Here is a 23,051-nt window from a genome sequence, read left to right on the forward strand (position 1 = left end):
ATTTAAAATGATTAAATCATTTGAAAAGAAAATGTACCATATAAAGGGAATGAATATGTAAATTAAAAAAATATTTTCTGAATAAAAAATTCAATTCTATTAAATGTGAAGGAGAAATATGGAAAATTCGTATGTATTTAATACAGGAAAAGATTTTTTTCCAGATAAGCAAGAAAATGTAATGGATAGTATTTTTAAACAATACGAAAGAGTTATTGTTGAAAGTTTAATAACTTCATTTGGATTAGATTTTTTAATAAATGATCGTTATGGTGGTGATGTTGATACTGTTTTAAATGTTCGTAAAATTGGAAAAGACGAGCAAATGATGTATAAAAATAGTAAAAACGAAGAAATATATAACAATCAAAGTAATTATGATTCACATAAGTATCATAATCATGAAAATTATAAAAATAAAAACAAAGAAATTAAGAAATTGAAGGAACAAGGATTACTATATGACTCATATACAGGAAAAAATATCGGATATAATGGAAAAAGTGATTTAGATCATATTATTTCGGCGAAAGAGATTCATCAAGATCGTGGACGTGTTTTATCGGGACTTAAAGGAACAGATCTTGCAAATTCAGATGAAAATTTAAATGCTACTAATCCTAGAACTAACCGTACCAAAAAAGCGCATTCAATGGATAAGTTTTTAGAAAAATATGGTAATGAATATACTGATTCTCAAAAAGAAAATATGAAAAATATAGATAAAAATAGTCGAAAAATTTACGATGATAAAATAAAAAGAGAATATTACACAAGTAGCAGTTTTTCAAAAGATTTAACTTCAGCAGCGGCAACTGTGGGTGTTCAAATGGGATTTAGACAGGCTTTAGGCTTTGTATTTGCAGAAATATGGTTTTCAGTTAAAGAAGAATTTAAAAATTTTGATAATCATTTTGATTTAAAGGAAGTTTTAGATAAGATTGGAAATTCTATAAAGCGTGCATTTGAAAATGCTAAAACAAAATATAAAGAAATTTTTTCTAAATTTTTGGAAGGTAGCATTGCTGGAGCAATTTCAAGTATTACTACTACATTATGTAATATATTTTTTACTACAGCCAAAAATATAGTTAAAATTATTAGACAAACTTGGGTATCTGTTGTGCAGGCAGCAAAAATACTGTTTATTAATCCTGATAATTTGCCTTTTGGAGAAAGAATGAGGGCAGTTGTAAAAATTCTTTCAATAGGTGCAAGTGTTGTTGTTGGTGTATTAGTAAATGAAGCAGTTGCTAAAATTCCGATTGGATTAATACCAGTTGCAGGCGATATTATTCAAACATTTTGTGGTACACTTGTTACAGGTATTATGAGTTGTACTCTTTTATATTTTCTTGATAGAAATGAGAAAATTAATAAAATATTTAATTTTTTAAATAAACTTCCAACTTTTGAAAATAATGTCAATTATTTTTATCAGCAAGCAGAATATTTTGAAGCATATGCTGCAGAACTTATGAATATTGGTATAGAAGAATTTAAAAGAGAAGTTAAAAAATATGATGAATTTGCAGTAAAAATAGAAAATGTACAAAATGATCCGGCCAGATTAAATAATTTATTAAAAAACATGCTTGATACCATGGGAGTAAAACTTTCTTGGAATGGAGATTTCGATACTTTTATGCAAGATAAAAATTCTAGACTGGTGTTTAGATAATGTTTGAATGTGATGTTTGTGGACATTGTTGCAGAAATCTGGACAAATCTCCAATTTATTTAGAATTAGATAGAGGAGATGGAACTTGTAAATATTTAGTAGGAAATTTATGTAGTATTTATAAAAATCGTCCATTAATATGTAGAGTTGATGAAAGTTATGAAGTTTTTTTTAAAGACACTATAAGTATCAAAGAATATTATAGACTTAATTGTGAAGCATGTATTAGATTAAAGGAACAGGCAGAAAAAAATAAAAAAACAAAATAGGAGGAGATTACTATGCCATTACCAATTATTATAGGAGTAGCTGCAGCATTAGCTGGAGCAGCAGGTGTAGGAGCAGGAGTTCATGGAGCTGTTAAAATGAAAGAAGCAAACGATACTATGGATTTAGCTAATAAAAGACATAAAAGAAATATGGAAAAATTAGAAGGAAAAAATAAATTTGCACTTGAACAAATGGATAAATTAGGTAGGTAAAAAAGAGTTAGAAATTATAAAATCTTTTGATGAATTTAGTAATGTTTTTGAGAAGATACAAAATAAACCAGAATTTGCTTCTTATAACAAAGAAGGAGTTAGTATTCCAAAATATAACCCTCAAGAATTAAAACAAGCCTCAATAGGAGCAGGAATACTACTTGGTGGACTTGGTGGCGCAGCGTTAGGAACAGCGGGAGGATTTGCAGCTGCAGGAGCAACGACTGCTGCAGTTATGGCGTTAGGAACAGCTTCAACAGGAACTGCAATTGCTACTTTAAGTGGAGCAGCAGCAACTAATGCAACTTTGGCGGCATTAGGAGGAGGTGCACTTGCTGCAGGTGGAGGTGGTATGGCATTAGGAGCTGCTATTTTAGGTGGAGCCACTTTAGGAGTTGGATTATTAGTTGGTGGGGTTATTTTTTCTATTACGGGAAATAGTCTTTCAGAAAAAGCAGATGAAGCATGGGCTAAGATGAGAGAAGCAGAAAAAGAAATTGAAAAAATAAGCCTTTATTTAGATGATTTAAGTAATACTGCAGATAAATTTTATAATGCTCTCTATAAAATAGAGACAGTCTACAAGTATCATTTAAACTATTTAAAACATATAGTATATGATTTAAAGAAGACAAATTGGATTGATTTTACAATAGAAGAAAAAATTTGGACTGAAAATATAGTTTTACTTGTAAGTATTTTATATAATATGGTAAAAACTAAATTAGTCTTAAAGAGCAATAATGAAAAAGAATTAAATAAAATTAACAAAGAAGAAACTGAGAGATTAATTTCTGATTCAAATAGAGCTCTTATTGAAAAAGGACTAATGTAAAATTATCAAAATTAACGAAAGGTAAACTAAAATGAAAAAAAATTGTATGTTAGGAATTTTTTTTATTTACATTGCTATCTTGTAGCGAATCTGGCTCAATTTATAGTCCAGGATGGGATAATCCTGTTATACAATCTTTAGGAGTAGTATTTATTATATTAGTAATTATTAGTTTGTATTTTATATCTGAATATAAAACATGCCAAGTGGGTTGTTTTATAGTTGTTATAATACTAATTATTGGGGGCATAAAAAATTGTTTCTATACTAAAAATAATAATGAAACTTTTAATCCTAATGTAACCAACAATACTCAAAATAATTACAATAATTCTTTAGATTTAGATGATTTACATAAATTAATAAATGAAGTAAACAGCGGAGATGATTCTTCATTATCAAATTACACAAAAGCAGATTTAAGAATACTTAGAAATATGGTTTTTGCAGAAAAAGGATTTAGGATTCAAAAAGCTGGGTTAAAGGAATATTTTGAGCAAAAATCTTGGTACAACCCATATATAGATAATCAGAATGATATTTCATTAAATATAAAAGAAAAAAGATTTTTGAAAGCAGTTCAAAAATATGAAGAAAATTAAAGAAAGTTTATAAAGGAATCATAATATGAAAAAGTTTTCAATTTTTTTAATTAAGATATACCAAAAAATCTCACGAAAATACTTGCCTAAGATGTGTGTATTTACACCAACTTGTTCAGAATACACTAGACAAGCAATAGAAAAGTATGGATTTTTTAAGGGTAGTTTTCTCGGATTTAAGAGAATATTACGATGTCATCCATTTAGTAAGGGTGGAAATGATCCATTAAAATAAAATTTATTAATAATTGTATAGGTATTTTAAAATTCTAAGATACCTTTTTTATTTATGAATTTTAATATTAAATAATTAGGTAAAATAATCAAAATTCAAATATTTTCTTAAAAATAATAGACAAATAGCCTTTTAATCTGCTAAAATATACCTATAAACAAAAAGTTAATTTCAAAATTAAATATTTTCAATAGAAGGGAGAATTGCAATAATTTGTATTTGCAAGAGTGGGATTTTGGTATGGAAGATAAAATGAATATGAAAGTTATTGGAATTGGCGGGATGGGGATAAATTTTGTTAATTTTATGATAACTTCAAAAGTAAAAAATGTAGAGTATATAACAATTGACACAGATAGTGAAAATTCTAATGCAAGTCGGGCTCAAAAGAAGATATTCTTAGATACTGGAGTCCCCAAATGTCAAAGGGAATTGGCTGAGAGAGTAGCATTTCAATGTGAAAGACAGTTTTATGATTTGTTAAAGGGAACAGATATTCTATTTTTAATTTCTGGAATTGGTGGAGCTGCAGGAAGTGGAATAACGCCAGTTATTCTTGAAATCGCAAAAAAGTTAAGAATTTTTACAATAAGTATTATTGCACGTCCATTTTATTTGGAAGGATTTGAAACTTTGAAAATTGCAAATATTGGAATAAAAAAAATTGAAAAGAATACAAATAGCCTTATAATAATTCCAAACGAAAAATTATATAATCATATAGACAGGAAAGAACCACTTGAAGTAGCTTATGCTAAAGTTAACGAGATTATAAAGGAAGGTATTGAAAGTATTGTAAATATTCTTACGGAAGTTGGGTTTATGAATATTGATTTTCTGGATGTGAAGTCAGTACTGAATAATTCCAAAGATACAATTATTCGTGTAGGGAAAGGTAAGGGAGATAGGGCGGTAGATAATATAATTGAACAGTTAATGAAAAATAATTTGTTTGAAGGAAAGCTAGAAAATGCTAAAAAGGTTTTAATAAGTTTTACTGCTGGACACAGTGTTTCATTATCAGATATAGGAATAATAACAGAAAAAATTTCAAATATTGTAAAAGATAAAAATGTCAATCTAGTGTGGGGTGTCATATTTAATCAAACTTATGATGAAACAGGAGAAATAAAGACAGTTGTAATTTCAAGTGTTTAGATAGATTGACAAAAATAATTATAAAAAATCCCTTTATTTAGTACAAAATAAGGGATTCTTTTTATTTTATCTGCAGTTATTTTTTCTATTCTTTTCTCAATTATTAAACACTTGATGCAGCAGCTCCTAGAAGAGCCATTATAATAAATATTGCATAAAAAATAGCAGTTAGAGCTATACTAACAATAATAAAAATTATATAAAGTTTGAAGCCTTTTACTTGTTCACTAAAATACAATTTTAATTTATTTTCATCTTTTGTATAAATAGCTTCTTCTAAAAAAGTTGCAGCCTTAAAGAATTTTATTGATATTATAATAGTGAAAATTCCAATGAGAAAAACAATTAATTGAAAGACACCTGAAATTATTCCTAAAACTGAAAAAATTTTCATAGCAGTTGAAATGAATTTCATATTCTTTACTGTAGTTCCATCCAATGTTAAATTAATCGAACCATTAAATGCATTAGTTGGATTAAAACTATTAAAATTATTGAAATCACTGTTATCTGGATTACTTAAATTACTATTGTCAAAGTTAGCATTATTAGTATTAAAATTTTCATTAACTGATGAAGATGTGTAATTTTCTTTAAAAAAATTGTCTGTAATTTTATTTATTTCTTCTGATGTATTTTCTTGTTCAGCTACTGTAATTTCATTCTTCTCATTTTTATCATTCTCAAATTCAAAATCCATAAAAATAAAAACCTCCATTTATTTTTTAATGTATTATAACATAAATTACTAAGTTTTCAAAATGTAAAATTAACAAGAAGTTTTATTTGAATACCTGTAATATTAACATATGTTGAGAAAATAATAATATTTACATTTTGTAAAAAATTATGTTATAATAGTATGTATACTATTTTTTTATCAAAAATAATGACATTAAACAACTTAAATAATAGAAGGAGATGAATATTATGAATTTTATTTATATTTCACCACAATTTCCGAAAACTAATACTGAATTTTGTAACAGATTGAAACAAAATGGGATTACTGTGTTAGGAATTGCGGACGTGGAATATGATATGTTAGATCAAAGATTAAAGGAGAGTTTGACTGAATATTACAAAGTTTCCAGTCTTGAAAATTATGATGAAGTTTTGAAAGCAGTCGCTTTTTTTACTCACAAATATGGGAAAATAGACTGGCTTGAATCAAATAATGAATATTGGCTTGTACAGGATGCTAAACTTCGTTCAGACTTTAATATTACAACAGGAATAAAAGCTGATAAAGTTGCAAACATTAAAGAAAAATCAAAAATGAAAAAAGCATATAAGAAAGCTGACGTACCGTTTTGTGACTATTCGTTGGTTACAACGCTTGCAAAAGCTAAAAAATTTATTGAAAAAGTTGGGTATCCAGTTATTACTAAGCCTGATAATGGTGTAGGTGCGAGCGATACGCAAAGAATTAAAGATGAAAATGAGTTAAAGGAATTTTTTGAAAATCGTAATAAAGATATAAAATATATTATGGAAGAATACGTTGAAGGTGAACTTGTATCTTATGATGCAATCATTGATTCAAAAGGTGAACCTATTTTTGAAACTGGAATAGTTGAGCCTGCAATTATGGATGTTGTAAACAAAGGACTAGATGTATTTTATTATGTAGAAAAAGAAATGCCCGAACAATTACTGGAAGCTGGAAGACGAGCAGTTAAAGGCTTTGGAATAAAAAGCAGATTTATACATCTAGAATTTTTTAAACTTCAAAATAATAAAAAAGGACTTGGAAAAAAAGGAGATTACATTGGACTCGAGGCAAATATGCGTCCTGCAGGCGGATATACACCTGATATGTATAATTATGCCAATAATACTGATGTTTATCAAATTTGGGCTGACATGATTGCTTTTGACAAAATCGAAAAAGCTGAATTAAATGAGAATATAGAAAAAAATTACTGTGTTTATGCCAGCCGTCGTGATAACAAAAATTATGTACATTCACATGATGAAATTAAGCAAAAATATGGAAATGCAATTGTAATGGATGAAAGAATGCCGGATATTTTTTCAGAAGCTATGGGGAATTATATGTATACAGCGAAATTTGCCACAAAAGAAGAAATGGATGAATTTATAAACTTTGTACATGAGAAAACTGAAGAATAAAAATAATAAAATCAAGGAGAAAGAATGCAAGTAGAATACAGAAAAGAATATAGCCATAATCTGGGAAGAGAGATGGAATTCATAAGGTACGGACATTCAGGAAAGCCTGTTTTAGTTTTTCCTTCACAAGATGGAACTTGTAACCAGTATGAAGAATTTGGAATGGTAAATGTGCTGTCAGATTATATTGAACAGGGGAGACTGCAATTGTTCTGTGTTGGAAGTGTTGATACTGAGAGCTGGTCGGATGTTTATGGAAATCCAAGACATAGAATAGAAATGCAGGAAAAGTATTTTAATTATATTACAAATGAATTTGTACCGAGAATACAGGATATTTCCTGGAGAAGTGACATTATTGTTACAGGGTGTAGCATGGGAGGAGCTCATGCGGGAATCGCATTTTTTAGAAGGCCCGACTTATTTGACACATTGATTTCCTTAAGTGGAATGTTTGATGCAGCAATGTTTTTTGGAGATTACAAAGATGATCTTGTTTATAACAATTCTGTTGTTGACTTTTTAAGAAATATGCCATGGGATCATCCTTATCTTGATATTTACAGACAGAAAAATATCATAGTGTGCATTGGACAAGGAGCTTGGGAAGGAGAACTTCTTCCGAGTAACAGAGAACTTGCAGACATCCTTTATAAAAAAGAGGTTCCAGCATGGAATGATTTCTGGGGTTACGATGTAGCTCATGATTGGGATTGGTGGAGAATACAGATAAGATATTTTATGGAACATTTAGATATTTAATTTATTTAATTATACTAACAAATAAAAAGCACTGAAATTTATTAATGAGGATAAGTATTTATTTCTTCAATAAGTTTCGTGCTTTTAAATTTTTATAATAAAGTTTATAATAAAGAGAGGTGTTTATTTATATGTTAAAAAAACTATTTTCCCATCTTGGAGAGTATAAAAAAAGTGCGTTAATTTCACCAATATTTATTGGAATAGAAGTTGTTTTTGAGATGCTTATTCCAACACTTATGGCTGTAATTATTGACAGCGGACTGAATGGAAATGATGGTAAGGGAGATATGAAGTTTATTGTTATAATGGGACTTGCAACATTTGGAGTGGCTATGTTGTCGTTGTTATGTGGAATACAGGCCAGTAAATATGCTTCTTATGCTTCAGCTGGATTTGCTAAAAATCTGAGAAAGGATTTATTTTCTAAGATACAGTCCTTTTCATTCACTAATATTGATAAATTTTCTACAGCTGGACTGATTACAAGATTTACGACAGATGTTAATAACATTCAGAATTCATTTCAAATGTTAATCAGAGGATTTGTAAGGGCTCCGCTTATGATGTGCGTGGCAATATTTATGTCTTTTATGATAAATCCAAAATTATCGATGATATTTATTGTTGCAGTTTTGTTTTTAGGAAGTTTTTTAGCCTTTGTTATTTTTAAGGTACATCCAATTTTTACAGCTGCAATCAGAAAATATGATGATATAAATTCTAGCCTTCAGGAAAATATAAACGGTATTCGAGTTGTAAAAGCGTATATCCGTGAGAAATATGAAACTAATAAATTTAAGAAGGCTACTGAAAGTTTGAAAAATATGCTTTTAAAAGGGGAAAAAATTATAATATTTGTGTCTCCTGTAATGCAGATAACGGTATTTGGGTGTATTTTACTGCTTTCATGGTTTGGAGCAAAGATGATTGTTGTAAATGAGCTGACGACTGGGCAGCTTACAAGTCTTTTTGCTTATACAACCAATATTCTTATGAGTCTTCTTATGCTTGCAATGATGCTTGTAAATATTGTGTTTTCAAGAGCATCTGGAGATAGAATTGTGATGGTTCTAGATGAGGAGCCAAGCATTAAAAATCCTGAAAATGGGATAACAGAGGTAAAAGATGGTTCAATCGTGTTTAAAAACGTTAATTTCAGTTACAGCAACAATCCTGATGTTCTGAATTTGACAAAAATAAATCTGGAAATAAAGTCTGGAGAAACTGTTGGAATTATTGGGGAAACTGGAAGTGCAAAATCGGCTCTTGTTCAGTTGATTCCAAGATTGTATGATGCTCTGGATGGGGAACTTCTAGTCGGTGGAGTGAACGTAAAGGATTATGATATAAAGACGCTTAGGGACAATGTAGCGATGGTTCTTCAAAAAAATGTGCTGTTTTCAGGAACTATAAAGGATAATTTACGTTGGGGAAATAAAAATGCAACTGATGAGGAAATGGAACATGCCTGCAAATTGGCACAAGCTGATGAATTTATTCAGAAATTTCCTAAAAAATACGACACTCGTATTGAACGCGGTGGAGCAAATGTGTCTGGAGGGCAAAGACAAAGGCTATGTATTGCCAGAGCCTTGCTAAAATCTCCTAAAATATTAATTTTAGATGATTCTACAAGCGCAGTTGATACAAAAACAGACAAATTAATAAGGGAAGCCTTCAAAAATGAATTGCCACACATTACAAAAATTATTATTGGTCAAAGAGTATCATCAATAAAAGATTCTGATAAAATATTAGTTCTGGAAGATGGAATTATCACAGCGGCAGGGACACACGATGAATTGCTTAAAACAAGCAAGGTATATCGTGAAGTTTATGAATCCCAGACAGAAGGGAGTGATAAGTAATGAGTAAAAATAAAAAAACTGAAAATTCGCAATCACGAAATCAGCTAAAAGGATTAATCCGGTTATTAGGATACATGTTTAAGCATTATAAAATACAGACGCTATTTGTTATTGTATTTATTTGTTTGAGCTCATTTGGAATGGTTATTGGGACAATGTATTCAAAACAATTGATTGATGGAATCATTATTCCTAACATTGGTAAAAATAATCCTAATTTTATTAATGAGCTTGTGAGCCTAATTTTAAAAATGGCAGTCGTATATGGTGGAGCTGTTATTTGTACGTATATTTATGAGATATTTATGATTTACGTTGCACAGGGGACATTGAAAAGATTAAGGGATGACGTGTTTATACACATGGAATCACTTCCTATAAAGTATTTTGATACAAATGCACACGGAGATATAATGAGCGTCTATTCAAGTGATATTGACGCTTTAAGAAATATGCTGGTAGAAAGCTTGTCACAGGTAATATCTTCGATTATTACAATTATAAGTGTTCTTATTTCAATGTTCATCTTAAATATCCCGCTAACAATTTTTGTAGTAATAATGATTATAATTATGATTATCACAACAAAGACTATTTCTTCCAAAAGCTCAAAGAACTATACTGCACAGCAAAAAAATATTGGTATTGTAAATGGATATGTGGAAGAAATGATAGAAGGACTGAAAGTTGTAAAAGTATTTTCGTATGAGAAAAAGGCTGATGAACGTTTTAATAAGCTAAATACGGCATTATTTAACAGGGCGAACAATGCGATGAAATTTGCAAACATTCTAGGCCCTGCTGTTGGAAATCTTGGAAATATAAACTTCGTGCTTACAGCAGTTCTTGGTTCAATAATCGTGTTTAATAATATTGCAGGCTTTACAATCGGAGGGCTTGTATCATTTTTGCAGTTTATAAAAGTAATAAACCAGCCTGTTTCACAAATTGCACAGCAATTAACATCAGTAATATTGGCATCGGCTGGAGCTCAAAGGGTATTTAACCTGCTAGATCAGACACCTGAACAAGATAACGGCTATGTAACTCTTGTAAACGCAAATATTGATGAAAATGGAAACATTACAGAAACTGAAAAGCACACAGGTGCATGGGCTTGGAAATATCCGCATTCTGACGGAATGATTTCTTATGAAAGACTAATGGGAGATGTTGTTTTTGAAGATGTAACATTTGGATATAATGATGAAAAGACAATACTTCACAATATCAATCTTTATGCAAAGCCGGGAGAAAAAATTGCCTTCGTTGGTGCAACAGGAGCTGGAAAAACTACAATTACAAACTTAATTAACAGATTTTACGATATTAACTCTGGAAAAATCCGATATGATGGAATTAACATTGAAAAAATAAAAAAACAGGATTTAAGAGAATCGCTTGGAATTGTATTACAGGACACACACTTATTTTCTGGAACAGTTACCGACAACATCAGATATGGAAAACTTGATGCAACAGATGAAGAAGTGTATGCAGCCGCAAAACTTGCCAATGCCGATCATTTTATAAAACACTTGCCACAAGGCTATAACACTTATTTAAGCGGTGACGGTTCGAGCCTTTCACAAGGACAGCGGCAATTATTGTCAATAGCAAGAGCTGCAATCGCCGATCCGCCAGTTTTAATTCTGGATGAAGCAACTTCAAGCATTGATACAAGAACGGAAAAAATCGTGCAGGAAGGAATGGATAAGTTGATGGTGGGAAGAACAGTATTTGTAATCGCCCACAGGCTTTCAACTATCAAAAATTCCGATGTGATAATGGTACTTGATCAAGGGAAAATTATTGAACGTGGAAATCACGATGAACTGATTGCACAAAAAGGAACTTATTATCAGCTTTATACAGGCGGATTTGAAAATCAGTAAATTAAATGATTTAATTTTAATTGTGTTAATAAAGCAATATTTATGAAACTAAAGTATTTATTAAAATACTTAAAATAAAAGAGTGGTATTATCCACTCTTTTTAATCAACAAAAAACAATTTTAATAATGTCCTCTACAGGAAATTATCCATAAAACCCCATTTTCATCAATGGCATAGATAAGCCTGTTAGTTTCGTCAATTCTTCGGCTAAATTTTTATCTTGAGATTGCCAATTTTTATCTTGAGATTGCCAATTTTTATCTTGAGATTGCCAATATAAATAATCTGCCCAACCATCATCGATCCATAATTTATTCATCATCGACCTCGATTAAATCATGAACTTGCCCTTTTCCACTTTTCATCTGAGAATGCCATCTATCCTTTTTTGTAAGATAATTTATGTTTATTTAAAAATTTTCTTTAAAGGTTTCAAACATTTTCTGAATTTCATTATCATTATAAATATCTTCATAAGCATTAACAATAATTTCAAGTTCTTTAAAAAAAATTTCTTTAGAAATTATCTCAACATTCATTTCATCCCTATTATCTCTATATCGTTCAAAATTTAATTCCTTACCTTTTAAACTTTTATTTTCAATATCAAAATTTTTTTCTTTGTATAAAAAGCCAACATTTCCAAAACTTTCATATTCTAAATCTTTTGAATAATATTCTATTTTAATATCATTTTCTATTTCTATTCTATATATTTCAGAATATTTTTCTTTTTCTTCAATTTGAAAATAATCAACTCCATTTATTCTAAAAACTCTCTTTTTATTAAGCATAAATTCTTTTAATCTATCTTTTCCAAGAAGACAAGAAAAAAATTTCTTTTTTATATTAATATCCCAATAATTTATATATTTTGTATAATAATTAATAAACTCCAAATTATATTTATTTGCTTTCTCGTTATATTTTAACAAGAAATTTCTTAATTTATCTCTTTTAAATAAATTCTCTAAATCAACATTTATTCTAAAATTTTTAAATTTTTCCATATATTCTATATAATTATGCAATTCTTGTTCAACAAAACTTATTAAGTTAGCATAATCAACGATATTTTCAAAATAGTAAATTAAAAAATAAGAAAAAAGTTCTTCATAACCATAATAAACTCTAATTTCACTATCAGAATTACACTCAGAAATATATAATGCTGTTTCATCGGTTTCATTCCAGCCATTATTAATATACATACCCTGATCTTCAACTATTGTAGTTTTTGTTGAATTATCTTCGTATATATTTGAAACTACATATGGAAAATTTCCTATTTCATTTACTAAATTATTAAAAAAATCATATTTACTCATCCCTAACTCTTCATAAAAATTATCTTTTATTTTTTTGATTCTCATTTTCATCTTTTCCCCTTTTTTAAATATTTCAATAGTTTTTATATAATTTATTATAATATTTTTTAAATAAAACATCAATAAAAAATAAAAACAAAAAATTGACAATTATGGTAAAATGTACTAAAATATTGTTGTAAAATATTTAAAAGAGCTTTTAAAGTTGAGGACTGGAGTGATTTTACAACTATCGTGAAAGAATAATTATTTTATAGTGGTTGTTTCAGAAATGGAACAGCCTTTATTTTAAGAAAGGATACTTTTAAAATCGAAAATTTATGAAGAATACAATTATAACATTAATAAAAATTTCTATCATCATATTTATTTTTTTATTTTGCTTTGTACAATATTTCATAATAAAAGAATATATAAATGATAGAAAATCCGTAAATGAAAATAAAAAAGTAGATTATGTAATAATACTGGGAGCAAGAGTAAAAGGAGAAAAGCCGACTAAATCACTTATGGAAAGGATAAAAGCTGCAACGGAGTATTTAAAGAAAAATCCAGAAGTCAAGGTTATTGCAACTGGTGGACAAGGGAAAAATGAAAATGTGGCAGAAGGATTGGCGATAAAAAGGGAACTTTTGAAAAATGGAATTAGTGAGGATAGAATCGTTTTGGAAGATAAATCTAAGAATACTGTTGAGAATTTTAGATTTAGTCTTGAGAAGATAAAAAATATTGAAAATAGTAAAAATATTTTAAATAATAATAAAAAAAATCAAAAAATAAAAGTATTGATTGTAACGAATGATTATCATGTTTTCCGTTCTAAAAATATTGCTAGAAAAGTTGGGTTTGACAACGAAAATTATGAAATTTACGGACTTCCAGCAAAAACACCGCTTATTTCCATACCAAAATCATATTTTAGAGAATTTTTGTCAAATGTAAATTATTTTATTTTTCAATCTGAAAATCAGTTAAAAGTTAAATAAATTTATAATTTAAGTGATAAAAGTATAATTTTTATTTTTAATTTTAAAATGATTTTCAGAGAAATTGGAATATAATATAAAAAATAGCTGAATTTTGATAAAATATTTTTCACAAAGACTATGAAAAAATGTAAAATTATTATATAATATACATATTGCTGAGTAACTAGGTTCGGATAGAATAGTTACTCATTTTAAAAATATAACAAAAAAGATAATAGACGAGTAAACGGAGGAAACAATATAAATGTTGGATCAAAAAAATAAAAGAAATTTTTCGATAATAGCACATATTGATCATGGAAAATCCACTATTGCGGACAGGCTTTTGGAGCAGACAGGAACTGTAACACAAAGGGAAATGGTAGATCAGCTGTTGGATAGCATGGATTTAGAAAGAGAAAAAGGGATAACGATTAAGGCACAGGCGGTTACGTTAAAATATAAGGCTCGAAATGGGGAAACTTATGAGTTGAATTTAATTGATACTCCAGGACACGTTGACTTTATTTACGAAGTGTCAAGATCGCTTGCAGCTTGTGACGGGGCCTTGCTTGTAGTTGATGCTGCACAGGGAATTGAGGCACAGACGTTGGCAAACGTGTATTTGGCTTTGGAAAATGATTTGGAAATATTGCCTGTAATAAATAAAATTGACTTACCATCTGCGGATCCTGACAAGGTTAAGTTGGAAATAGAAGAAGTTATTGGACTTCCAGCAGATGACGCTGTTCTTGTTTCTGGAAAAACTGGATTCGGAATAGAGGACTTATTGGAGGCAATTATCGAACATATTCCAGCACCTAAAGGAGAAATTGACAGTCCTTTGAAGGCGTTAATTTTTGACTCACATTATGATGATTTTAGAGGAGTTATAACGTACATTAGAATAATTGAAGGGAAAATTGCAAAAGGAGACAGAATTAAGATTATGTCTACCGAAAAGGAATTTGACGTACTGGAAGTTGGGATTTTCTCACCTAAAATGAAGGAAGTTGATGAATTGACAGTTGGCTCAGTCGGATATATTATTACTGGAATTAAGTCAATCAAGGATACACAAGTTGGGGATACAGTTACGCATGTGAAAAATCCAACAAGTATGGCACTTGAAGGATACCGTCCTGCACTAAGTATGGTTTTTGCGGGAATTTATCCAGTTTCAACAGATGATTATGAAGATTTGAGGGAAGCATTGGAAAAATTGCAGTTAAATGATGCTTCGTTATCTTATGCCCCAGAGACTTCACTTGCGTTGGGATTTGGATTCAGATGTGGATTTTTAGGGCTTTTGCACATGGAAATAGTTGTAGAAAGATTGCGTCGTGAATTTAACATTGATTTGATTTCAACAGCACCATCTGTTAAATATCATGTAACGCCTGAACAAGGAGAAATGGTAGTAATTGACAATCCAGCAGAATTTCCAGAAGGGAAAAAGTATATTGAGGAACCTTATGTAAAGGGTACAATCATTGTTCCAAAGGATTATGTAGGAAACGTAATGGAGCTTTGTCAGGAAAAAAGAGGCAACTTCCTTAATATGAATTACCTTGATGAAACTCGTACAATGATAAGTTACGATTTGCCACTTGCAGAAATAGTAATTGATTTTTACGATAAATTAAAATCACGTACAAAAGGTTACGCTTCGTTTGAATATGAGATGATTGGATACAAGGAATCGGATTTGGTAAAAGTTGATATTTTGGTAAGTGGAAATCCAGTAGATGCATTTTCATTCATTGCCCATAAAGATAATGCCTATTACAGAGGGCGTGCAATCGTTGAAAAATTAAAAGATGTAATTCCAAGACAGCAGTTTGAAATACCATTGCAGGCTGCATTAGGTACAAAAATAATTGCAAGGGAAACAATTAAGGCACTTAGAAAGAACGTACTTGCAAAATGTTATGGTGGAGATATTACACGTAAGAAAAAATTATTAGAAAAACAAAAAGAAGGTAAAAAACGTATGAAGGCAATCGGAAATGTAGAAATACCGCAAGAGGCGTTTTTATCAGTATTAAAATTAAATGATTAATTTTTTATATCTTGTGTAAAAATATAAGGAAAAGAGAAAAAAGTGAACAAAGAAAAAAAAATAAATAAGAATATAATATTTTTTGATGTGGAAACAAATGGATTTCAGGGAAGTTCAGTTTTGTCAATGTCTGCAATAAAAGTGAATTATAATTCTGAAAATACTGGAGAAGAAAAAAATAAATGGAAAAAAGTGTCTGAATTTAACAGGTTTTATTTCAGAAATGAAGGCGAAGAGTTAAATGAAGGGGCAGTCAGTGTAAACGGCTTGACAGATGATGTAATTTTAAGCGAAAGGAAGAGCATTATTCAAAATACAGGAATCGAATATCCTTTGACTTTTAAGGAAGATATGGATAATTTCTTTTTGTTTTGTCAGGATACAAGCCATTTTGTCGCCCATAACATAAAATTTGACAGAAGTTTCGTAGATTTTCCTTTGCAAAATCAATTTGACACAATGCTAACAAATATAGACATCGTCAAAGTAAACGGTTCTTCGTACGGAAATTACAAATGGCCAAAACTTATGGAATGTGCCAATTATTATAATATCCCATTTGAAGAAAGCCAGCTGCACGGCAGTTATTACGATGTTCTTATAATGTTTAGAATTTTCTTCAAGATGATGAAGCATAAGACCGGAAATAAGCGAATTTTAGAATTTTTAGAAAAAGAATAATTTTTGAAAAAATATTTATGTAAAGTCAAAAAATATAATTAAAGTAAAATAAATGGAGTGAAAATGAGTATTTTAGTCAAAAAATCTGAGCCAAATAATTTAATAAATACAGAAGAAAAAAATAATAATTTTTTAGAAATAACTGAATACAAGGAAAATTTGGAATTTGAAATTTTGGAAACTTTTTCAGAAAAAATTTCTGGTTTTATTGGAAAAAATGATTATCAAAAAGTTATTGAATTTACTGAAAAACAGTTGTATTTATTAAATCAGGTATTTACAGATAAATCAGAAAAAATAAAAATTCAAAATACTGATTTTCACTTTGAGTTACCGCTAAAACGAAAAAATAGCGATATAATTGGAAACATAAATGAATTAATTATAAACGAAAAAGTAAAGTTTCGTAATTTTTTTATTTATTTAAAACAGGAATTATTAAACTGTAAAAAATTCTATTTTATAGTAAGTTTTATAAAATACTCAGGTATACAGCTTTTAATAAGTACTTTAGATGAACTTGAAAAACAAGGCATTCAAGGGGAAATTATAACATCTGTTTATCTAAATATTACTGACTCAAAGGCGTTAAGAAAACTTTTGTCGTATGAAAATATAAAAGTAAAGATTTACAATAATTCAAGCGAGAGTTTTCACACAAAAGCATATTTGTTTGAAAAGGAAAAATATCATAGTGTCATAATCGGCTCGTCTAATATTAGCCAAAGTGCTTTATATTCAGCAGAAGAATGGAATGTGAAACTGACAGATAGCAGTTTTTTTAATATTTATGAAAAATCATTAAATCAATTTGAGAAATTGTGGCACAGCAATGAAGCGATAGAATTGACAGAAGATTTTATTGATGAATATGAAAAATATAAAAAATCTATAAACACACAAAATACATTTGATTATAGAAAAACAAAAATAAAACAAAAAGATGAGTTTATTCCAAACAGCATGCAAAAAAGAGTTTTGGAAAAGTTGAAGGAAACAAGAGAAAATGGAAATAAAAAGGGCCTTGTAATCTCTGCAACTGGTACGGGAAAAACTTACCTTGCTGCAATGGATATAAAACAGTTTTTTGAAATTAATTCTAACAATAAAAATAAATTATTTGAAATAAATGAAAAAAAGTCCAAAATTTCAAATATAAAATTTTTATTTATCGCTCATCGTGAAGAGTTGCTGGAAAATGCAATGAATGTCTTTTCGAGAATTCTTAAAATTGATAAAAATAAATTTGGAAGAATTTACGGTGGCTTAAAAGAAATTAATAAAAGCATGATTTTTGCTTCTATTCAATCATTAAGAAATTGTTACAATGAATTTAAACATAATTTCTTTGATTATATCATAGTTGACGAATTTCATCATTCAATGTCAGACAGTTATTTAAAGACGCTATCATATTTTCAGAGTAAATTTTTGCTAGGTTTGACAGCAACTCCGAAACGTATGGATGGCAAAGATATTCTGTCACTTTGTGACTATAATGTTGTTGATGAAATTGGAATAAAAGAGGCTTTGGAAGAGGACTTGATTGTGCCTTTTCATTATTTTGGAGTAAATGATTATACGATTAATTATGATAATATTCCTTATAAAAACGGGAAATACAATGAAAAAATATTATTGGAAAATTTATTGTTGAACACACGTACGGATTATATTGTCGAAAAAATCAATAGATTTGGTTTTGATGGCAATGAATTAAGTGCTGTCGCATTTTGCCAAAATATAGAGCATGCTTCTTTCATGAAAGAAGAATTTACAAAAAAAGGTTATAAATCCGCTGTAATCACAGCAAATATAAGCTCAAATGATAGAGCAGAAATTTTAGACAAATTTAAAAATAAAAAAATTGAAATTTTATGTGTAGTAGATATTTTAAACGAAGGAATTGACATTCCAACAATTAATTTACTGCTATTTTTACGTCCTACAATGTCCTCAACGATTTTTATACAGCAAATTGGAAGAGGATTAAGAAAGGCTGAAAATAAAGATTTTGTTACAATTATTGATTTTATTGGAAATCATAAGAAAGATTATTTGCTAATAAATTATTTTTCAAACGAAGTTGACAACAAGGATACTTTATTTACTAAAAAAGAAAAAATAATAAACGAAATAAAAAATCAATTTTCAAATATTCCAAAATCATGCTATGTAGAACTAGATAGAGTTTGTCAAAATCGTATTATTGAAAAAATCGAAAAAATCAACTTCAGTTCTAAAAATATTTTAAAAGACTTGTATTTAGATTATAAAGAAGAAATTGGCAAATCTGAAAATGAAATTTTAAAAGTAAGTGATTTTGATACAAATATCGAATTATTTCAAGAATTATCCTTAAAATTAGGCTCATTTTATAATGCACAATTACAATTTGAAAATCCTGAAATTCTAAAAATGAATAAAATATCTTTAAATTCAAAAGAAATTGAATTTCTGGCATATTTAGAAAAAAAATTGACGCTTGTAGAGCCATTTACGTATTTAATTATAAATTATTTGATAAAAAATGATTTTATAACTTCAGAAATTATTATTAATGAATATAAAAATTATTTCAATATCAAAAACGATTTTCAAAAAAAATATGTAATAAGCCGCATATTTAAAGAATTAGTTGAAGATAAAATTTTAGAACAAAACTCCAAAAATAATGATTTATTCAAAATTTCTGAAACTTGCAAAAAAATATTTCAAAATATAAATAAAATTGATAATAACAATGAAATAAACTTAAAACTTATAAATTTAGATAATTCTCAAAATTCAAATTATAATTTCAAGATTCGTCTAAAAGAATTACTATATTTAGGATTGTCAGAATTTAAGAAAAATAATAATTTATCGATATTCAATGAGAATATTCTGATTCCGTATAAAAAATATAAAAGAATAGAACTCCAAATTTTGCTGGATTCCAAAGTACCAAAAGGAAGCTGGAGAGCAGGCTATGCGAATACAGACAAGGATATTTGCCTTTTTGCAACAATTGATAAGACTCATATTTTGCAGGAAAATTTAAAATATGATAATTCTCTTTTTGCAGATGATATAATTCAGTGGATAAGCCAGCCTAAAACTGCTCATACTTCAAGTGTGGGAAAAATGTTTATTAACCATAAGGAATTGGGATATAATGTGCATATTTTTATAAGAAAATTTGCATTTATGGATGGGAATAAAACTAATCCGTTTATTTATTTGGGGAAAGCTGATTATTATAGAAGTTCTGGAGATAAGCCAATGAGAATTTTGTGGAAATTAAAACAGAAAATACCACAGGAACTGATATATGAATTGTATAATTTGGATTAAATGAAGAGATAGAGATATAACGTTATTTTTTTGTTTTGATAATAAGATAATAAGAAAATATAAGAAATGAATTAAATATAAAGTTATAAGAGAAGAAATAAACAGATAAAATATAAGAAGCCTGTGACAGGGAGATGATGTAAAATATCCCAATCCAGCTACATTCTATTTGCCTGATACTTTAGAAGAATTAATTTATACAATTGTTAATAAATTGATTTACAAAAATTTTTTATTTCGTTCCATCCTTAATTTGTCATAAAATCTGTAATACTGATATAATTTTTTTCGTATCATTTCAAACTCAGTTTTATTTAACTCGTTTAAATCTTCAATTTCAAAAAGATATAATTGATTTAAAAGTTCCATACAAAATAATGCTCTATATTTGGCTAAATCTTGGGAATAATTTTCTAAAATTTTTATTACCAGTTCTATAATCCAAATATTTTTACTTTGGTATGAAAATATTTTGCTATTTCCAATAAAATTAATGATTTTGTTTTTAATAATGTTTGTATCTTCTTCTTCGGATTCGTTGTCTATGTTATAAATTATTTGATTTAACGTGCTTTCAAGTTCTATAATTTCTTCTTTTTTATATTCATTTTTATGTTTTAAAATTTCAAAATTTATAAATTCTTGTAATTTTTTATTATTTATTTCTTCTAAATATTCATTGGAAAATTTGTATAATTTCTTTTTTAATCTTTGTTCTTCTAAAAGGGCTTTCTCATATAATTCGTCGGAAATATTTTTGATATAGTTAAATTTATCTGCATAAACTTTATCAGGAAAAGTTACTCCAAAATAATAAAAATCACTTAAAATTGCTTCACAGCATATCTTTCTTTTAGCTCTTTTATTTTCATCTGTATATTCATAAATTGTTGAGAGCAAATCTATAAACCAAATATTTTCATAATAATATGTGCCAGTGCAGTCATGTCCTACCAAATCATACTCAAAAGGACCTGGTTTTATGTTTTCATTTAAAATATCTTCTAACTCATTTTTTATTTTCAGAATTTGTTTAAGAGTTTTATGCTTCAAAACTTCATTTTCAACAATTTTTGCTATTTCTTCATCTTCAGGATAAATAAATTTTATTTTTAATTGTTCATCATCAACTAGTTTTTCTATACTTTCTTTTCTTTTAATCTTAAAATATTTAAATATTTTAGGCAATTTCATTGTTGACACCTGCTTTCTTTTTAAATTTAACTTAAATTAAGTATACCATACGAAACAAAAAATTAAAAATGTAATTAATTCAGAAAATTTTATTATTAATTCTTCCTTTAATATGTTTCTAGCCACGTAAATTTAACATTTAAAAGGTTTTTATAAATTGAATAAAAAACACTTTTATTATCCCAAAAATATGGTATAATTATAACAAAATAATTTTAAAACGATTTACATAGTAAGGAGAAATTTAAAAATGCCTGTTTATTATAACGCTGACAAAAAAACGTGGTATGCAATGTTTTATGCTAAAGATTATAAAGGTGTGAATAAAAAATATAAAAAAACTGGATTTAAGAAAAAAAAGGAAGCTCAAGAATATGAATATGAATTTAAGAAAAAAATTTCAAAATCTGTAAACATGTCATTTAATTCGCTTTATGAGCTTTATTTTGAAGACTATAAAAAAAGACATAAACCTACCGCCATTAATACTGTGGAAACTTTTTTCAGGCTGCACATATTACCTTTTTTCGATAATATTGAAATTAGCAAAATCAATTCCTATATGATTCGGGAATGGCAAAATGAAATGCTGGAAAAGAAAAATGAAAATGGGAAATTATTTAGCGAAAATTCAAAAGCTAATATTTATGCAGCTTTAAAAAGTATGTTTAACTGGGCTGCTAAATATCAGGGACTAAATGAGAATCCGTGTAAAAATTTAGGGGCATTTGGAAGCAAAAAAAATCGTTCTGAAATGAAAATCTGGTCAGTAGATGATTTTAATAAATTTATAAATTTACTTGAAATAAAAAATAAAGAAAAAAATGGTAAATATACTGATGCGATTATTATATTTAAAATTTTATTTTGGACTGGATTACGAATTGGAGAAGTCTTGGCACTTACATTTGATGACATTAATTTGAAGGAAAAATTTATAGATGTAAACAAAACGATTTCTCATATAAATAAAAAAGATTATATAACCACTCCAAAAACTTTAGGCTCAGTAAGAAAAGTAATTTTGCCTGAAAATCTTATTTTAGATTTAAAATTATATTTTTCTAAATTTGAAAAACAAAAAATTTCAAAATCAGAAAGAATATTTAATTTAAAAAAATCTCAATTACGTTATATTTTGGAAAAATGCAGTATCCAAGCTGAAGTTGAAAAAATAAGGCTTCATGATTTTAGACATTCACATGCATCGTATTTATTATTTATCCAAGCTGACATCACTGCCATCAGTAAACGTCTTGGACATGACAATTTACAAACTACGATAAATACTTATTCTCATTTGTATAAAGATGCTAATAAACAGCTTATGAAAAAATTAAATACTAATAATTAAAAAAATTTTGTAGTAAAATTAAAAGGATTAACTCCTGTTTTCCTACAGAAATCAATCCTCTGTTATATTGGGGTCAGTAAATAAGAAAGAGCCCCATTTTTTATTTTATTCACATCCAGCATTGCTATGATAAATTTGTAACCCATCCCCCTCATCATTTTCAACTACACAATAATCGCTATTGCCAGGATAATTTTCTCTTATACCTAATGTAGCGTTTTCATTATAAGATCTTAAAATTCTCTCAACTTTAATATTACTGTATTCTACATCATTAATAACACATGTATCATATGTAGTTACAATTGACAAATCTGGATAATCAAAATCTTTTTCCAAAATTTCTCCTCTTCCTTCACAATATCCTTCTCTAATTTCTTCTGCTCCTATTATAAGTGAACAAAATATCATCGCTAATAAAAGTAATATTTTTTTCATTTTAATCCCTCCTTTCTATATAATCTATTAT

The 23,051-nt window shown here is 28.0% G+C and carries 21 protein-coding genes; 16 read left to right on the forward strand and 5 right to left on the reverse strand.

Annotation, left to right across the window (positions count from 1 at the left end):
* Nucleotides 1-118: 118 nt before the first annotated feature.
* The 7 genes from LEBU_RS05895 (at nucleotide 119) to LEBU_RS05920 (ending at nucleotide 4,993) form a co-directional block, all read left to right on the forward strand.
* The gene (locus LEBU_RS05895) at nucleotides 119-1,681 is read left to right on the forward strand and encodes a hypothetical protein (protein ID WP_015769426.1); all 1,563 of its coding nucleotides are present in this window, start codon (nucleotides 119-121) and stop codon (nucleotides 1,679-1,681) included.
* A complete protein-coding gene (locus LEBU_RS05900) occupies nucleotides 1,681-1,950 on the forward strand; it encodes a YkgJ family cysteine cluster protein (protein WP_015769427.1) in 270 nt (89 codons plus the stop codon). The genes LEBU_RS05895 and LEBU_RS05900 overlap by 1 nt, the downstream gene beginning before the upstream one ends.
* A gap of 12 nt (nucleotides 1,951-1,962) precedes the next feature.
* Nucleotides 1,963-2,163 carry a hypothetical protein gene (locus LEBU_RS12005; protein ID WP_203415688.1) on the forward strand — a complete coding sequence of 67 codons (201 nt, stop codon included), beginning with the start codon at nucleotides 1,963-1,965 and terminating at the stop codon, nucleotides 2,161-2,163.
* 235 nt (nucleotides 2,164-2,398) lie between these two features.
* The gene (locus LEBU_RS12010) at nucleotides 2,399-2,998 is read left to right on the forward strand and encodes a hypothetical protein (RefSeq protein ID WP_203415689.1); all 600 of its coding nucleotides are present in this window, start codon (nucleotides 2,399-2,401) and stop codon (nucleotides 2,996-2,998) included.
* Between the two features lie 206 nt (nucleotides 2,999-3,204).
* Nucleotides 3,205-3,600, forward strand: coding sequence for a YARHG domain-containing protein (locus tag LEBU_RS05910; protein ID WP_157859512.1), 396 nt, complete (start codon nucleotides 3,205-3,207; stop codon nucleotides 3,598-3,600).
* Nucleotides 3,601-3,625: 25 nt separating this feature from the next.
* Nucleotides 3,626-3,835, forward strand: a complete 210-nt coding sequence (yidD, locus tag LEBU_RS05915; RefSeq protein ID WP_015769429.1) for a membrane protein insertion efficiency factor YidD — start codon at nucleotides 3,626-3,628, stop codon at nucleotides 3,833-3,835.
* 240 nt (nucleotides 3,836-4,075) lie between these two features.
* Nucleotides 4,076-4,993: a cell division protein FtsZ gene (locus LEBU_RS05920; RefSeq protein ID WP_015769430.1), complete on the forward strand. Its 918-nt coding sequence runs from the start codon at nucleotides 4,076-4,078 to the stop codon at nucleotides 4,991-4,993.
* A 103-nt stretch (nucleotides 4,994-5,096) separates the two neighbouring features.
* On the opposite strand, the gene LEBU_RS05925 is transcribed toward LEBU_RS05920, so the two are convergent.
* Nucleotides 5,097-5,693: a DUF5362 family protein gene (locus tag LEBU_RS05925; protein ID WP_015769431.1), complete on the reverse strand. Its 597-nt coding sequence runs from the start codon at nucleotides 5,691-5,693 to the stop codon at nucleotides 5,097-5,099.
* 230 nt (nucleotides 5,694-5,923) lie between these two features.
* Here LEBU_RS05925 and LEBU_RS05930 point away from each other — a divergent pair, with 230 nt between their 5' ends.
* From LEBU_RS05930 to LEBU_RS05945, 4 genes are all read left to right on the forward strand, one after another.
* The gene (locus tag LEBU_RS05930) at nucleotides 5,924-7,129 is read left to right on the forward strand and encodes an ATP-grasp domain-containing protein (RefSeq protein ID WP_015769432.1); all 1,206 of its coding nucleotides are present in this window, start codon (nucleotides 5,924-5,926) and stop codon (nucleotides 7,127-7,129) included.
* A 24-nt stretch (nucleotides 7,130-7,153) separates the two neighbouring features.
* Nucleotides 7,154-7,891 (forward strand): esterase family protein, encoded by a 738-nt coding sequence (locus tag LEBU_RS05935; protein WP_015769433.1) that lies wholly within the window; start codon nucleotides 7,154-7,156, stop codon nucleotides 7,889-7,891.
* 131 nt (nucleotides 7,892-8,022) lie between these two features.
* Complete coding sequence (locus LEBU_RS05940; protein ID WP_015769434.1) at nucleotides 8,023-9,762, forward strand: ABC transporter ATP-binding protein; 1,740 nt, start codon at nucleotides 8,023-8,025, stop codon at nucleotides 9,760-9,762.
* Nucleotides 9,762-11,657, forward strand: a complete 1,896-nt coding sequence (locus LEBU_RS05945; protein ID WP_015769435.1) for an ABC transporter ATP-binding protein — start codon at nucleotides 9,762-9,764, stop codon at nucleotides 11,655-11,657. The genes LEBU_RS05940 and LEBU_RS05945 overlap by 1 nt, the downstream gene beginning before the upstream one ends.
* Before the next feature lie 121 nt (nucleotides 11,658-11,778).
* On the opposite strand, the gene LEBU_RS12250 is transcribed toward LEBU_RS05945, so the two are convergent.
* Both LEBU_RS12250 and LEBU_RS05955 read right to left on the reverse strand, forming a co-directional pair.
* Complete coding sequence (locus LEBU_RS12250; protein ID WP_338034392.1) at nucleotides 11,779-11,859, reverse strand: hypothetical protein; 81 nt, start codon at nucleotides 11,857-11,859, stop codon at nucleotides 11,779-11,781.
* 210 nt (nucleotides 11,860-12,069) lie between these two features.
* The gene (locus LEBU_RS05955; protein WP_238974465.1) at nucleotides 12,070-13,038 is read right to left on the reverse strand and encodes a hypothetical protein; all 969 of its coding nucleotides are present in this window, start codon (nucleotides 13,036-13,038) and stop codon (nucleotides 12,070-12,072) included.
* 269 nt (nucleotides 13,039-13,307) lie between these two features.
* Between LEBU_RS05955 and LEBU_RS05960 the strand changes: the two genes are divergently transcribed.
* The 4 genes from LEBU_RS05960 (at nucleotide 13,308) to LEBU_RS05975 (ending at nucleotide 20,034) form a co-directional block, all read left to right on the forward strand.
* The gene (locus tag LEBU_RS05960) at nucleotides 13,308-13,973 is read left to right on the forward strand and encodes a YdcF family protein (RefSeq protein WP_015769438.1); all 666 of its coding nucleotides are present in this window, start codon (nucleotides 13,308-13,310) and stop codon (nucleotides 13,971-13,973) included.
* 247 nt (nucleotides 13,974-14,220) lie between these two features.
* Nucleotides 14,221-16,017: a translation elongation factor 4 gene (gene lepA / locus LEBU_RS05965; RefSeq protein WP_015769439.1), complete on the forward strand. Its 1,797-nt coding sequence runs from the start codon at nucleotides 14,221-14,223 to the stop codon at nucleotides 16,015-16,017.
* 42 nt (nucleotides 16,018-16,059) lie between these two features.
* Nucleotides 16,060-16,698: a 3'-5' exonuclease gene (locus tag LEBU_RS05970; RefSeq protein WP_015769440.1), complete on the forward strand. Its 639-nt coding sequence runs from the start codon at nucleotides 16,060-16,062 to the stop codon at nucleotides 16,696-16,698.
* A 63-nt stretch (nucleotides 16,699-16,761) separates the two neighbouring features.
* Nucleotides 16,762-20,034, forward strand: a complete 3,273-nt coding sequence (locus tag LEBU_RS05975) for a DUF3427 domain-containing protein (RefSeq protein WP_015769441.1) — start codon at nucleotides 16,762-16,764, stop codon at nucleotides 20,032-20,034.
* 219 nt (nucleotides 20,035-20,253) lie between these two features.
* Here LEBU_RS05975 and LEBU_RS05980 read toward each other — a convergent pair whose 3' ends face one another.
* A complete protein-coding gene (locus tag LEBU_RS05980; RefSeq protein ID WP_015769442.1) occupies nucleotides 20,254-21,228 on the reverse strand; it encodes a hypothetical protein in 975 nt (324 codons plus the stop codon).
* 250 nt (nucleotides 21,229-21,478) lie between these two features.
* Here LEBU_RS05980 and LEBU_RS05985 point away from each other — a divergent pair, with 250 nt between their 5' ends.
* Nucleotides 21,479-22,582 carry a tyrosine-type recombinase/integrase gene (locus tag LEBU_RS05985; protein WP_015769443.1) on the forward strand — a complete coding sequence of 368 codons (1,104 nt, stop codon included), beginning with the start codon at nucleotides 21,479-21,481 and terminating at the stop codon, nucleotides 22,580-22,582.
* Nucleotides 22,583-22,687: 105 nt separating this feature from the next.
* On the opposite strand, the gene LEBU_RS05990 is transcribed toward LEBU_RS05985, so the two are convergent.
* Nucleotides 22,688-23,020, reverse strand: coding sequence for a hypothetical protein (locus LEBU_RS05990; RefSeq protein WP_015769444.1), 333 nt, complete (start codon nucleotides 23,018-23,020; stop codon nucleotides 22,688-22,690).
* Nucleotides 23,021-23,051: the final 31 nt, after the last annotated feature.

Origin of the sequence: Leptotrichia buccalis C-1013-b (assembly GCF_000023905.1) — a bacterium.
GTDB classification, from domain to species: Bacteria; Fusobacteriota; Fusobacteriia; order Fusobacteriales; family Leptotrichiaceae; genus Leptotrichia; species Leptotrichia buccalis.